We start from the raw sequence: 13,563 nt of genomic DNA, 5'->3' as shown, positions 1-13,563 counted from the left end.
ATTTAAACCGGAATTTTGTGAATTAAAAACCCTTTCTCGGAAATCCGAGAAAGGACCGTAAATGTTGATATACCAATAATATTAACGATTTGAGAACTGAGGTGCACGACGAGCGCCTTTAAGGACGTATTTTTTACGCTCTTTTATTAATTTGCGGGATATATATCTTCACGAGAGAAATTAGATTAGCGTTTACCGGTTCACCTCTTTTCACCAGGGTTCGAGAATTTGATGTTATCTTTTACCGTTTGATCTAATTCAACCTGTGCTTGACCTATACTTAAAATCAAACACCCTCTTCAAAATGAGATGTATCACCTACTATTTCGAATAGGAATCTTTTACCATCCCAACGAAAGACAGTAAGACTTGTCCCATAAATGAATGGAGGATCCCACATTTTTTCAGTAGGGATATTCATGGTGTAGAGTAATATAGCTTTAATCGTTGCTGCATGTGAGACAATTAGAACATTACCACTGAGATTTTCAGCAAGGATTTTATTTAAAACATTCTCGACTCTTTTTTTTAAATCGTTGATCGCTTCCCCTTTATGTGGTCTATGATCGTATAGGTGAGGAGCGTTCCAATAATGGAAATACTCTTTTTTAAAATTTTTCTCAATCTCTGCCTTTGTCTGCCCCTCCCATTCTCCGTAACTTATTTCTTTTAAATTTTCGTTCGCTATAATGGGAATGTTTCTTCCTGAACAAATATATTTTGCCGTTTGAATGGTACGATCGCTAGGACTTGAATAAACGGCACGAAATTCAATGTTCGATAATCTTTTCCCCAACAATTTAGCATTTCTTATTCCTTTTTCCGTAAGCGGAGAGTTTTTCCATCCTTGTAAGCGATTCTCCGTATTCCATTGCGTCTCACCATGACGTACTAAATAAATCGTTAACATAAATTCCTCCCCCGATTTTAAATTTTTTTCATCATATACAAAAAATGAAAGGATTTTACGCCGATCCTTCCTTTGACATCGAATATAACATTTTTACAACATTAACATATCCTTTTGAAAGGCACCTTTGTAATAAGAGTCTTTCTAAACCCAAATAACCCTGGATTTGTGGAGGTAATTCCCCGGTCTAGCACCTTAGACATCATCGTTATACTATATATTATGTAATAACCTCCTATTAGGAAGTGTATAAGCCTACTTCACGTGAAAGTGTGCTGTTTCAAAAGGCCTTTTAAGGAAAAAAAGACCCCCAACCAAATTGGTTGAGGGTCTTTGAAATGTTGATAATTAACGCTTTGAGATCTGAAGTGACGCCGAGCGCCTTTAAGGCCGTATTTCTTACGTTCATTTTTTTGTACACCTTCAAGGTATTTCATCAAATGTTAAAACCCCTTAGGGATTTGTTTTTAGGTGCAGTGGTGTTTACTGCTATATTTCTTATTGTGATGGATACGTGTTTTTTGCACCAGAACCACATTTTTTAAATAGAAAGTCAAGTGTATAAAGTGATTTTCTGATTTTTATCGTTTGAAAAGTAGGTTGTATGTTTAAAAAACATATTTTTATAATATAAAATTTCTATTTCAAAAAAATTACAAAAGACATATTTCAGACAAAATCCTGTCAATAATACGTCAAAAATCATTTGAATTTATTATGTAAGTATATTATATAATTCGATTAACGAACAAAACACTGTGGAAATAGTGAAAAGGGTAAATCTCATGAAAAAAGCGTTTTTCTTTCATGTATAAAAAGACAGAAAATTTCTATTTTCCGACAATACATAGGTGATACTATCTTTTCGTATTTCCGATTAATTGAGCCGTAATGTCTATCAGTTCTAACATTACGACTCAATCTATATAAAAATTTAAGAAGGAAGTGATTTTGACATGGATACGCTCGAATTAGCACGAATTCAATTTGCATCCACGACGATTTTTCATTATTTTTTCGTTCCGTTGTCTATTGGTTTAGCTTTTATCATCGCGTTAATGCAAACGTTGTATGTAGTAAAGGGACAAGAGATTTATAAGAAGATGACGAAGTTTTGGGCGCAGTTATTCCTTGTTAACTTTGCAGTAGGTGTTGTAACAGGGATTTTACAAGAATTTCAGTTTGGTATGAACTGGTCAACTTATTCACGTTTTGTTGGTGATGTTTTTGGACCATCACTTGCAATTGAAGGGCTATTAGCCTTTTTTATAGAATCAACATTTCTTGGGTTATGGGTATTTGGTGCGGATAAACTTCCGAAGCGAATCCATCTTTTATGTATTTGGCTTTTGTCACTAGGAACAATGTTATCAGCATTTTGGATTTTAACTGCAAGTGCCTTTATGCATGCTCCAGTAGGATATGAAATGGCAGCAGATGGACGTGCGCAGATGAACGATTTCTGGGCAATTATTCAAAATCCGCAACTATGGGTGCAGTTCCCACATACGATTACAGCAGCATTGGCAACAGGAGCATTCTTTATCGCTGGTGTTAGCGCATGGAAAATTTCAAGAAGACAAAAAACTGAGATGTTTAAAAAGTCTTTCCGAGTTTCAATTATTGTTGGAACAATTGCAACAGCTCTTGTATTATTCTTTGGTCATGCACAAGCGCAGCATTTAATTAAATCGCAACCGATGAAAATGGCAGCAGCAGAAGCATTGTGGAATACAAGTGAAGATCCAGCACCATTTACTGTTGTGGCAAATATTAACTCAGAAACAAAATCAAACTCGTTTGAAATCCAAATTCCTTATATGTTAAGTCTACTGTCGTACGATAAATTTAGTGGACAAGTAGAAGGAATGAATCAAATTCAAAAGCAATATGAAGAAAAATATGGACCTGGAGATTATATTCCGCCAGTAAAAACGATGTTTTGGAGCTTTAGAGCGATGGTAATGAGTGGGACATTTATGTTACTTCTAGGAGCATACGGATGGTTCTTATCAAGAAAAGATCGTTTAACTGAAAAGCCGTGGTATTTAAAATTAATGGTGTGTGCGATTGCTCTTCCATTCATCGGTAATACAGTTGGATGGATTATGACTGAAATGGGTCGTCAACCGTGGGTTGTCTTTGGTGTTATGAAAACAGAAGATGCTGTATCACCAAATGTAACATTTGGCGAAGTATTATTCTCACTTATTTCATTTACATCACTGTATTTAATTATGGGTGGAATTTGCGTTTACTTATTCGTTCGTATTATTAAAGGACATGCGAATAAGAAAACGAAAAAGGATTATCAAAGCCATGATCCGTTTGATAAGGAGGAAGAGTATGTTATCTCTTAATGAGTTGTGGTTTTTAATTATCTCAATCTTATTTGTTGGATTTTTTGTACTTGAAGGTTTCGATTTTGGTGTAGGAACAGTTTCAAGGTTTTTAGGGAAAAACGATTTTGAAAAACGAGTGTACTTAAATACAATTGGACCGTTTTGGCATGCGAATGAAGTATGGCTTGTTTGTGCTGGTGGTGCTATGTTTGCGGCATTTCCACATTGGTATGCAACATTATTTAGCGGCTTCTATATTCCATTTGTATTTATGTTACTTGCCTTAATTACGAGAGGAGCTGCTTTTAAATTTCGTGCGAAAGTAGACAATCATAAATGGAAGAGCGTATGGGATTGGGGCATATTTATTGGAAGTTTGCTACCACCTATCCTTTGGGGGATTGCAATCGCAAACTTTATGGTAGGTATACCAATTGATGAAACTAAAAATGTTGTAGGTGGATTCCTGCAATTACTGCATCCATTTGCGTTACTTGGAGGAGCGATGTTCCTACTATTATGTATCGTCCATGGATTACAATTTCTCACAATACGTACAACTGGTAAATTAAGGGAACGAGCACGTATTGCTGCAATAAAAATTGCACCTTTTTCCTTAATCGCACTCCTTATTTTTGCCGGTGTAGGATTATGGAAAACCGATATTTTCACTGCTCATGGCACAGAGTGGATTATGGTTCCAATTGGAGCTTTTGTAGCATTATTTGCGTCAACATTATTAAATAAAAGAAGAAGAGACGGCTTAGCTTTCTTTATGACGAGTTTAACAATCATTTTGCTAAGTGCAAGTGTGTTTATTGGCATGTTCCCGCGTGTCATGATTAGTACGTTAGGAGCGATGAATGATTTAACAATTTATAATGCAGCATCAGGAGCTTACGCATTAAAACTTATGACTTATTTTTCGATTGCTATATTGCCATTTGTAATCGGAAGTCAAATATGGAGTTTTTATGTGTTTAGACAACCTGTAAAGTCAGACAATGATTTGGAGTACTAATGAAAAGAAAAAGAGGACTTCCGTTTTATCCAGGTAGCCGTATTTTATATGTAGCATTAAGTATTATTAGTATTTTAGAAGCTTGTAGCATTATTGTACAGACCGTATTTTTAGCACGTGCTATTACATTTTTATTTCAGGGAGAACAAGTACAGGGGGTGCTGAATGAAATTTTATTTTTGGGAATTTCATTTGCTGTCCGTCAAATATTGATTCGAATATCACAGCTACTTGTTGAACGTTTTGCTGAAAAAGTGGGATTGTTGCTGAGAAAACGATTAATAGAGGCATATTTTACGTTAGGTCCACGGTATGTTCAAACAGTCGGAACTGGTCATCTGGTGACCTTATCGATAGAAGGGGTTGATAAGTTTAAAACATATATTGAACTTACAATTCCTAAAATGATTCGAAGTAGTATTGTTCCGGCGTTAATTGCTATATATGTTTTTACATTAGATATAGAGTCTGCTGTTATTTTAGTTGTAACAATTCCAATTGTCATTGTTTTTATGATTCTTTTAGGATTAGCAGCACAAAAAATGGCTGATAGTCAATATGATACGTATCGCGTCTTATCAAATCATTTTGTTGATACGTTAAAAGGGTTAGAAACATTGAAGTATTTAGGGAAAAGCAAGCAACATGAAGGGAAAATTGAAAAGGTAAGTAAGAGATATAGAAAAGCAACGATTCGTACTTTGCGAGTTGCTTTTCTTTCTTCTTTTGCACTCGATTTCTTTACAAGTTTATCAATTGCTTTTGTAGCAGTAGGTCTTGGAATTCGTCTAATAGATGGAACGATTCTGTTGTTGCCAGCTCTTACAATTTTAATTTTAGCTCCAGAATATTTTTTACCAATTCGCCAAGTTGGGGCCAATTATCATGCGACATTAGATGGGCAAATTGCGATGGAGCAAATGGAAGAGATTTTAGAGCAACAAAAAGATGTGTCAGCTCATATAAATAGTGTAAAAATGATGTGGGATGCATCTAGTAGTATGGAATTAAAAGATATAAATATTTGTAATGATGAAACAGGAAAAGCGATACTAGAAGATATTTGCTTTTCATGGAAAGGTAATGGAATGATTGGCATGATTGGAGAAAGTGGAGCAGGGAAATCGACATTCATCGATGTGTTAGCAGGGTTTCTTCAGCCGTCACATGGAAGTGTAATTATGGATGGAAATATAATAAATACAAGTACGCGTGAAGCGTGGATCCAAAATATTGCTTACATTCCGCAACAACCATATATTTTTCCAATCTCATTAAGAGATAACTTATGTTTTTATGAGCCAAATACAATGAACGAAGAAGTAGAAAGAGTAATAGATGAGGTTGGTCTTCGTTCACTTGTTGATTCGCTTCCAAATGGAATGCATGAAAAGATTGGAGAAGGCGGTCGTATGCTAAGTGGAGGACAAGAACAGCGTATTGCAATGGCTCGTGCTCTTTTAAGCAAAAAGCCGATCATTTTATTAGATGAACCGACAGCTCACCTTGATATTGAAACTGAATTTGAGATAAAGCAAGCGATGTTACGTGTATTTAAGGGGAAGCTTGTCTTTCTTGCAACTCATCGTCTTCATTGGATGAAACAAATGGATCATATTCTTGTTTTAGAAAAAGGTAAGATTATAGAAAAAGGAACATATGAAGAGCTTTTTGCGAAAAAATCATTCCAATTTCATACTGAAGGGAGAGGAACGAAATGAATAACTGGATTGGGCCTTATATAAAGCACAATAAAGGGAGAATGACTCTGACTCTTATCCTCGGCCTTCTTGGGGTGAGTTCAGGAGCAATGCTACTTTTCATTTCAGGCTATTTAATTTCTAAATCTTCTCTTCGACCAGAAAATATAATGGCTGTATATGTTCCGATTGTGGCAACGCGAGCGTTTAGTATCGGGCAAGCGGTCTTTCATTACGTAGAGCGCTTAGTTGGACATGATGTGGTTCTCCGTATATTAGAAAAAATGCGCACAAAGTTGTATAGAATAGTAGAACCGCAAGCTTTATTTTTAAGGTCTCGCTTTCAAACGGGTGATGTATTAGGTGTATTATCTGAAGATATCGAGCATCTACAAAATCTATATTTGCGTACAATATTTCCTAGTATATTAGCGTTAGCTATATATAGTATATTTGTTGCTGTCCTTGGTACATTTGATTGGATGTTTGCACTTATAGCAGGAAGCATGTTAGCTGTTATTGTCTTTCTCCTTCCATTCGTATCGCTATTTATGATGAAACAACATCATGTTATATTGAAGCGAGGTAGGAATCGTTTATATCAACAATTGACAGATGCTATATTTGGATTAGCTGATTGGCAAGCAAGCGGCAGAACAGCTGAGTTTGTAAGAGAATATACAAAGCAAAATGCCCAGTTAGTAAAGATTGAAAAGAAGATAAAATGTTGGCATCATATTCGAGATGGGATCATTCATTTAATAGTAGGAATTGTTGTCATTTCCATGATCATTTGGACTGGAAATCAAGCGGAAAGTGGGCAAATTGCACCAACAGTAATTGCGGCATTTATATTAATGACACTATCAATAACAAATGCGCTTATCCCTGTCTCAGATGCAATTGATCGAATTCCATCTTATATAGAGTCTGCACATCGGCTTAATGGTGTGGAAAATGATATGGCTCCACAAGATGAACAAGAGAAGGGTCAAGATAAAAACGAGGTTGTGCCAAAAGATGTTGAGATTGAATTGCACAATGTGTCATATAGTTATTTAGAAAGTAACGAGTTAGTATTAAAAGATATATCGCTAAAAATAAAGACAGGAAAAAAGATTGCTATTTTAGGGAGAAGCGGGACAGGGAAATCTACTTTATTAAAATTGTTAACTGGCGCTCTGAGTCCGATAAATGGCCAAGTTTTACTAAATGGAAAATCAGCACATACGAACCTGTTATCAAAATATATTTCTGTGTTAAATCAAAAACCACATTTGTTTGACACGACAATTGGGAATAACGTGCGTATCGGAAGACCTGAAGCTGTTGATCAAGATATTTGGAAAGCTTTAGAACAAGCACAAATCGCTTCTCATGTTCAGTCTCTTCCGGATGGATTACAAACGAAAATGCATGAGATGGGGAAGAGATTTTCTGGAGGAGAAAGGCAAAGAATTGCTTTTGCAAGAACTCTTATACAAGAAGCACCCATTATTATACTGGATGAACCAACTATTGGCTTGGATCCTAAAACGGAATCAGCTTTATTAGAAACGATGTTTACAGCAACGAAAGATAAAACTGTAATTTGGGTAACACATCATCTTGTAGGGATTGAGCATGTGGATGAAATTATTTTTCTTGAAGATGGTCACATCACGATACAAGGTAGTCATGAACAACTTCTTGTAGAGAATGAGAAATATCGTAGACTCTATGAGATGGATAAAGGAATATAAGAACATCATTATGAAAAGCACGAATTCTTGATAGTTTAAGGTTTGTGCTTTTTTATCCCGCTGCTACTTTAGGGCAGTAATACTCCCACCTCAAAATTCGGGGGGAGCAAAGAAGTTAGGTGGGAGATAAACTGCCCGTAAAGGCCCGATTGGTGAGGGCTGATAATCAGTGGGGGATGAGGAAAACCCCACTGATTAAAGTTTCACTTTATTTTGGAGATTTTAAAAGAGCGGTTCGTATGACTATGGGATATGAATGTTTTATCGAATGGAGAGTATCGAACGATTTATAAGTGGGTTTAGAATCTAGCAGATAAAGGCAATACTGAGCCGTAGTAGGAATGTAAGTGAAAGGATGATTGTATGTTTGAGGAAGATGGGATAATTTTACTTATGGAACCTGTAGATGAAAGAAATCTTAGGAAATTTATTTTGACTATACCTCAGTCAGTTTATAAGAGAAAAGAAATTTCTTTACAATATGGAGCGGCTATAGGGGAAGGATACACAAATGTTATTGAGGAAATTATCAGTGTTCATATAGAATCAGAACTTGTCACTGTTATAGGATATGTAAGAAAGTAAGCGGCAGGATAAAGAACTTGACATACTTAAGTGATGCTTGAGTATGTCTTTTTTTCATGAAAAATCCGTATGCTTTTCAAAATTGATTATGAAAAGGAAAATGAAAAGTTTTGCTAGAATATATAAGTTGAGGTATTAAATAGCTAGTATTTTGAATGAAAGTATAACGAAAGGAATAAGTGTTTATAAATGTATAGAAGAAACAATGGATTCGTATTCATTTAGGAGGTAAAATATGAAATTAAAAAAGACAATCTTACTTGTGTTTTTAATTACAATTGGTTTAATGGGATGTACTGTAATTGAAGAAGGTAAGAATTCAATTGATTATGCTCAAAAGGCTACAGACTATGTGAATGAAGTAAGTGCGTTTGCAAATGAAGCGCCGGGATTAGTAGAAAAGGCAATCAATGATAGTGCAGCCCGAAAAGAGTTAGAAACTAAACTCGGAGAAATTCAAAAGGATATTCCAGCTTTTAATGAATTGACACCTCCAGATGTAGCAAAGGACATTCATCAGCAAATTGTTGGATATAATGAAAAGTTAAATGCGTTAATTGATACAACGATGAAAAAGATAGAAGAAGGGAAAATGGATGTAGAACAATTCAAAAACTCAGAGCTTATGCAGACAGTGCAACAAGTTCAAGATTTAAAAGATAAAGTGCAAAATTTAGGGCAGTAGGGAGGATATGAAAAAAGTCCGTTATAAATAACGGACTTTTTTCTATATAATAAGGATGTATTTTCTTATTGTATGGAAAACAACAACTCTAATTTCAATGATAATGTTACCGATTACTTTTTCCTTTATAATGATTTCATCTAGGAAATACCAACCGAACATTGAAATGATGAGGTAACTTAGTGACGCTAATATAGATGCTTGTTTTAATGCAAAAAATATTTAGCCCAGCATTAATTCCTAATAAAGAGTTGTTTTTTTGTTAAATTTGTAAGTAATTTAAAATAAAGATATTCAAAGAATCGTTAAACTTCATATTTATTTTTTCCATTGTTCAATGATACTTACTCTTTTATTTGTTGCATCCATCTCAACTTGAGCACCAATTGGCATAGTAATCATCGGATGTGTATGGCAACAATCAAAGTCTGCAAGAAATGGCAATTTATGATCCTTTAGCACTTCTAGTAATATTTCATGTGGTTTTCGATTTGTACTGCAATCGTTGAATTGCTCATGTTTGCCAAGAATGATTCCTGAAATTTTATCAAATACGCCGTTAATTTTAAGCAATGAGAAACTTCTTTCAATGGTAGCGGCGTCTTTGGAGCTATCTTCAATAAAGAGAATATCTCCTTCTTTAATATCAGGCATAAATGGGCTACCCCATATACCTTGTAGTGTATTTAAGTTTCCGCCCATTAGTCTTCCCGTTGTTTTTCCACTATTTACACAAATCCACTCGTTTTTTCTTAGTTCTTTCTCCTTTGTTTTTTCTTCCCAGTTTATAAATTCATCTGTCCAAAATAAAGGTATATCTAGCTTATAAGGGACGTCTTGATTATCCATTAAAGCTTCTTTAAAGTATGTATAAGTAAAGTCTACAAAAGGTTCAAATTCACCAAAAGAGGGAACAAGTGCTGGTCCATAAAATGTAGTAATGCCTGTTTTTGCATAGATTCCAAGTAGCAAAGCTGTAGTGTCTGAGTACCCAACCATAATTTTCGGGTTTTCTTTAAATGCTTCATAATCAATATAAGGTAAAAGAGAGTTTGAATTCATCCCGCCAATTGTTGACATGATGCATGTAACATCAGGATGTTTAATTAGTGCGTTTAATTCTTCAGCACGTTCTTGAATGCTTCCTGAACGATAAAAATCCTGCTTGCCTGTAAGATGGCCTTCTAATATGCGGAATCCTTTATCTTGTAAATATTTTTTAGCCCGACTAAATCTTTTGGGCGATGTATATGTTACGGGTGAAGAAGGAGAGTAAATACCAATAGTATCTCCTTTTTTTAAGGGATTAAGTAGTATCATTGTATTGATCCTTTCTTGTAAAGATGGGGAGCTTTTAAGTAACTTCAAAATATAATATTAGAAAATTTTTATTATTCAATATTGCATTTTAGTATAACATATACTTAACAAATAATCTTGAGAAAATAGTTATCTTGGATTCTTTCCTGTTTGACCTTGACGATTTAAAGTCATTGTTGTTATGGTTAAATTTGAAATTATAAATAGGTAGAGTAAAAGGAGATTTAGTGATGAAAAGGTTAGGGTGGGGAAGCATAACAATACTCTGTGCTATTATTTTGGGTACATGTTGGTTCTTTTTCCAGGGGAGTATCTTAGAAAAGAATGAGCCAAATGTTTCCAAAGCAAAAGAAAAAATGACAATAGGTGGTCCGCCTCTACAAGTAGCAGAGTTACCAAAAACAGGATTATCTGAAAAAGTAATCCCGCAAAAGTATATACCAGTGATTGAAGCAAAAGCCGCGATGATTATGGATGCGAGTGATGGACAAGTATTGTATAAAAATCATGAAGAAGATGTGCTTGCCCCAGCGAGTATGTCAAAAATGATGACAGCATATATTCTTTTAGAAAATATACATAAAGGAAAGATTCATTGGGAAGATCAAGTGAAAATAAGTGCTAAATCGGCACAAGCGGAAGGCGCTAGAATTCCGGTGCAAATAGGAGATGTATTAACAGTTAAAGATTTATTCCATGCGTTAATGATTCAATCTGCTAATAATTCTGCGGTTGCTTTAGCGGAGCATATAGCAAAGACAGAGCCAGATTTTGCAGGGCTTATGAATCAAACAGCGAAACAACTGGAGTTGTCAGAAGCGACTAAGTTTGCGAATGCCTCTGGGTTGCAAGAAGTTGATGGAAGTGAAACAAAGATGACTGTAGCTGATGTAGCAAAATTAGCATATCATCTTGTCAAAGATTACCCAGAGATATTAGATGTTACACACTTACGTCAAAGTCAGTTAGCATTTAAAGGCACGACTGTTACAAGTACAAATGAAATGTTAAATCCCGCTAACCAAGGATTATTCATAGAAGGAATGGATGGACTGAAAACAGGCTTTACTGATAGTGCGGGTTATTGTTTTACAGGGACTGCAAAACAAGGTGATAAACGAATCGTAACAGTTGTTATGGGTACAAAGAGTAAAATGAAACGTTTTACAGAAACACATAAATTGATGTCCTATGGCTTTGAAATTACTAAGTAGGTGAAGGAAGACAGCTTATTTAAAACTCGAATTGAGTGGAAGATAAGCTGTTTTTTTATTTTAAGGGAATATAAAAAGTATCAAAAACAAAAACTGGAAAGTATGAGTGTTATTGGTTGAAATTGTTTTTCTGTGTAAATATAATAAAGTTATAAACTTATTATTAATAAGTTAGAGGCGAGATATAGCATAATACATATTAGTAAGCCTCAAATAAAAAATTGGAGGGAATTAGTATGGCAAAAGATTTTTATTCAGCGATTGAAGACAGAAGATCCATTTATGCAATTAGTAAAGAGCAAGTTGTTTCTGATGAGAAAATTCAAGAAGTAGTAAATCATGCTGTAAAGTATACACCTTCATCTTTTAATTCTCAGAGTGCAAGGGTTATTGTTTTATTAGGTGAACAACATGACAAACTGTGGGATATTACAAAAGAAACATTACGAAAAATTGTCCCGGAAAATCATTTTGCACCAACTGAAGAAAAAATGAACGCATTTAGAAGTGGCTATGGAACAGTTTTATACTTTGAAGATAGTAAAGTAGTAGAAGATCTTCAAGAAAAGTTTGCGTTATATAAAGACAATTTCCCGACTTGGTCTCAGCAATCATCAGGAATGCTACAATTCGCGATTTGGACAGCGTTAGAAATTGAAGGATTTGGGGCAACGCTGCAACATTATAATCCTTTAATTGATGATAAGGTAAGAAAAGAATGGGATATTCCAGAAACTTGGAAATTGATTGCTCAAATGCCGTTTGGTAAACCAGTTGCACCGGCAGGGGAAAAAGAGTTCCAGCCGTTAGAAACTCGAGTGAAAGTTTATAAATAAAGTATAAAAAAGGATTATCAAAAATTGATAATCCTTTTTTATGCCTGTTATAGAATATTTTTATAATTTATAAGGGTCTTCTTTTGCTAATTCATCTCTTTGTTGTTTTATAGCCATTTGTAATTCATTCTTTTTTATTTCAATGGTTGCTACTCTTTTGAATGTCAATAAGGAAAGTAAGTATACGAGTGCATAATGAAATTCATTATAATGTTTTGGACTACTATTGATAATTTGCTCCATTAGTAATAATAAGCCTCCTGATATTCCGGTGTATAAAGATTATTTTATCAATTAAATGCTACAAATACCATATTACCTAGTCTTTGTTTAGACAATCCCTAAATAATCTGCAATATTTTTCCCAATAAGAAATAACGTTACAATGATAAATAATACCCGTACATAAGATACCCCTTTTCTGATTGCGAAATTGGATCCAACAAAAGCCCCAAGAATCATCGCAAGTCCCATTGGAAGACCGTATGCAAAGTTAACGACATCTAAATAAAGAAAAATCATAAGTGCAGCGATGTTACTAGCAAAATTTAAAACTTTTGCATTACCTGCGGATTGAAGGAAATCAAAGCCGATGATTAAGAATGTAAATAATAAAAATGATCCTGTCCCAGCACCAAAAAAACCATCATAAAATCCAATGATAAAAATAACAGAAGAGAAGAAAATTCCTTTTTTAATAGTCATTCCGCTATAACTTGCATCTTTTCCCCAATCTTTTTTCATAATCGTGTAAATAGCAACAGCTATTAATAGTATAAGTACTAACGGTTTTAATATTTCGGATGAAATATGTTTGATGACAAAGGCACCGAGTATAGATCCAATAAAAGTAAAAGGGAATAACTTAGAGACTAATTTGAAGTTCACATTTCCAGAACGAATAAAGGAAATAGTACTCATAAGTGCTCCCATTGAACTTGCCAGTTTATTTGTTGCAATGGCCGTTGATGGTGGGAGCCCGGTGAATAGCAAAGCAGGTATAGAAATTAAACCACCGCCCCCTACTACAGAATCGATAAATGCAGCTAAAAAACCTGCAACAATTAAAAAAAGCATGGTATAAAGATTGATGTCCTCCATATGTATTTCCCCCATTATAATGAATTTTTAGTCACTACTAAAATAGTACCTATTAAAATACTATATGTAAATGAATATTTAAATAATTTATTCGTAATGTTTACTAA

The 13,563-nt window shown here is 34.5% G+C and carries 12 protein-coding genes; 8 read left to right on the top strand and 4 right to left on the bottom strand.

Annotated elements, in window-relative coordinates; all coding sequences use genetic code 11:
• Nucleotides 1-286 precede the first annotated feature (286 nt).
• Nucleotides 287-910 (bottom strand): histidine phosphatase family protein, encoded by a 624-nt coding sequence (locus AC1M36_RS09875; protein WP_336453582.1) that lies wholly within the window; start codon nt 908-910, stop codon nt 287-289.
• A 956-nt stretch (nt 911-1,866) separates the two neighbouring features.
• Here AC1M36_RS09875 and AC1M36_RS09870 point away from each other — a divergent pair.
• The 6 genes from AC1M36_RS09870 to AC1M36_RS09845 all read left to right on the top strand — a co-directional run bounded on the left by AC1M36_RS09870 (nt 1,867) and on the right by AC1M36_RS09845 (nt 8,985).
• Complete coding sequence (locus AC1M36_RS09870) at nt 1,867-3,270, top strand: cytochrome ubiquinol oxidase subunit I (protein WP_479845804.1); 1,404 nt, start codon at nt 1,867-1,869, stop codon at nt 3,268-3,270.
• Entirely contained in the window at nt 3,257-4,273 is a 1,017-nt protein-coding gene (cydB, locus tag AC1M36_RS09865; protein WP_336453580.1) for a cytochrome d ubiquinol oxidase subunit II, read from the top strand. Before AC1M36_RS09870 ends, cydB begins: the two co-directional genes overlap by 14 nt.
• Nucleotides 4,273-5,994, top strand: a complete 1,722-nt coding sequence (cydD, locus tag AC1M36_RS09860) for a thiol reductant ABC exporter subunit CydD (RefSeq protein ID WP_479845803.1) — start codon at nt 4,273-4,275, stop codon at nt 5,992-5,994. Before cydB ends, cydD begins: the two co-directional genes overlap by 1 nt.
• Nucleotides 5,991-7,715, top strand: a complete 1,725-nt coding sequence (cydC, locus tag AC1M36_RS09855; RefSeq protein ID WP_336453578.1) for a thiol reductant ABC exporter subunit CydC — start codon at nt 5,991-5,993, stop codon at nt 7,713-7,715. Before cydD ends, cydC begins: the two co-directional genes overlap by 4 nt.
• Nucleotides 7,716-8,078: 363 nt before the next feature.
• Complete coding sequence (locus tag AC1M36_RS09850; RefSeq protein WP_336453577.1) at nt 8,079-8,300, top strand: hypothetical protein; 222 nt, start codon at nt 8,079-8,081, stop codon at nt 8,298-8,300.
• A gap of 235 nt (nt 8,301-8,535) precedes the next feature.
• A complete protein-coding gene (locus AC1M36_RS09845; protein WP_336453576.1) occupies nt 8,536-8,985 on the top strand; it encodes a DUF6376 family protein in 450 nt (149 codons plus the stop codon).
• Between the two features lie 318 nt (nt 8,986-9,303).
• Here the strand turns inward: AC1M36_RS09845 and AC1M36_RS09840 are convergent, their stop codons facing one another.
• Nucleotides 9,304-10,305, bottom strand: a complete 1,002-nt coding sequence (locus AC1M36_RS09840; protein WP_336453575.1) for a S66 family peptidase — start codon at nt 10,303-10,305, stop codon at nt 9,304-9,306.
• 230 nt (nt 10,306-10,535) lie between these two features.
• Here AC1M36_RS09840 and AC1M36_RS09835 point away from each other — a divergent pair, with 230 nt between their 5' ends.
• Together AC1M36_RS09835 and AC1M36_RS09830 are read left to right on the top strand one after the other, a co-directional pair.
• Nucleotides 10,536-11,519 (top strand): D-alanyl-D-alanine carboxypeptidase family protein, encoded by a 984-nt coding sequence (locus AC1M36_RS09835; RefSeq protein WP_479845802.1) that lies wholly within the window; start codon nt 10,536-10,538, stop codon nt 11,517-11,519.
• 236 nt (nt 11,520-11,755) lie between these two features.
• Complete coding sequence (locus AC1M36_RS09830; protein ID WP_336453573.1) at nt 11,756-12,355, top strand: nitroreductase family protein; 600 nt, start codon at nt 11,756-11,758, stop codon at nt 12,353-12,355.
• 60 nt (nt 12,356-12,415) lie between these two features.
• Here the strand turns inward: AC1M36_RS09830 and AC1M36_RS09825 are convergent, their stop codons facing one another.
• Both AC1M36_RS09825 and AC1M36_RS09820 read right to left on the bottom strand, forming a co-directional pair.
• A complete protein-coding gene (locus AC1M36_RS09825; protein WP_336453572.1) occupies nt 12,416-12,598 on the bottom strand; it encodes a hypothetical protein in 183 nt (60 codons plus the stop codon).
• Nucleotides 12,599-12,685: 87 nt separating this feature from the next.
• A complete protein-coding gene (locus AC1M36_RS09820; protein WP_336453571.1) occupies nt 12,686-13,456 on the bottom strand; it encodes a sulfite exporter TauE/SafE family protein in 771 nt (256 codons plus the stop codon).
• Nucleotides 13,457-13,563: the final 107 nt, after the last annotated feature.

The organism is Bacillus sp. Medicinal_06 (genome assembly GCF_056711665.1).
The sequence above is the reverse complement of the archived record's forward strand: the minus strand, read 5'-3'. Positions and strand labels throughout refer to the sequence as shown.

Excerpts from the sequence above, each read along its gene's own strand:
- AC1M36_RS09840 (WP_336453575.1), bottom strand. The coding sequence starts at position 10,305 with ATGATACTACTTAATCCCTTAAAAAAAGGAGATACTATTGGTATTTAC.
- cydC (WP_336453578.1), top strand. The coding sequence starts at position 5,991 with ATGAATAACTGGATTGGGCCTTATATAAAGCACAATAAAGGGAGAATG.
- AC1M36_RS09875 (WP_336453582.1), bottom strand. The coding sequence starts at position 910 with ATGTTAACGATTTATTTAGTACGTCATGGTGAGACGCAATGGAATACG.
- AC1M36_RS09830 (WP_336453573.1), top strand. The coding sequence starts at position 11,756 with ATGGCAAAAGATTTTTATTCAGCGATTGAAGACAGAAGATCCATTTAT.
- AC1M36_RS09835 (WP_479845802.1), top strand. The coding sequence starts at position 10,536 with ATGAAAAGGTTAGGGTGGGGAAGCATAACAATACTCTGTGCTATTATT.
- AC1M36_RS09850 (WP_336453577.1), top strand. The coding sequence starts at position 8,079 with ATGTTTGAGGAAGATGGGATAATTTTACTTATGGAACCTGTAGATGAA.
- AC1M36_RS09870 (WP_479845804.1), top strand. The coding sequence starts at position 1,867 with ATGGATACGCTCGAATTAGCACGAATTCAATTTGCATCCACGACGATT.
- AC1M36_RS09820 (WP_336453571.1), bottom strand. The coding sequence starts at position 13,456 with ATGGAGGACATCAATCTTTATACCATGCTTTTTTTAATTGTTGCAGGT.
- AC1M36_RS09825 (WP_336453572.1), bottom strand. The coding sequence starts at position 12,598 with ATGGAGCAAATTATCAATAGTAGTCCAAAACATTATAATGAATTTCAT.
- AC1M36_RS09845 (WP_336453576.1), top strand. The coding sequence starts at position 8,536 with ATGAAATTAAAAAAGACAATCTTACTTGTGTTTTTAATTACAATTGGT.
- cydB (WP_336453580.1), top strand. The coding sequence starts at position 3,257 with ATGTTATCTCTTAATGAGTTGTGGTTTTTAATTATCTCAATCTTATTT.
- cydD (WP_479845803.1), top strand. The coding sequence starts at position 4,273 with ATGAAAAGAAAAAGAGGACTTCCGTTTTATCCAGGTAGCCGTATTTTA.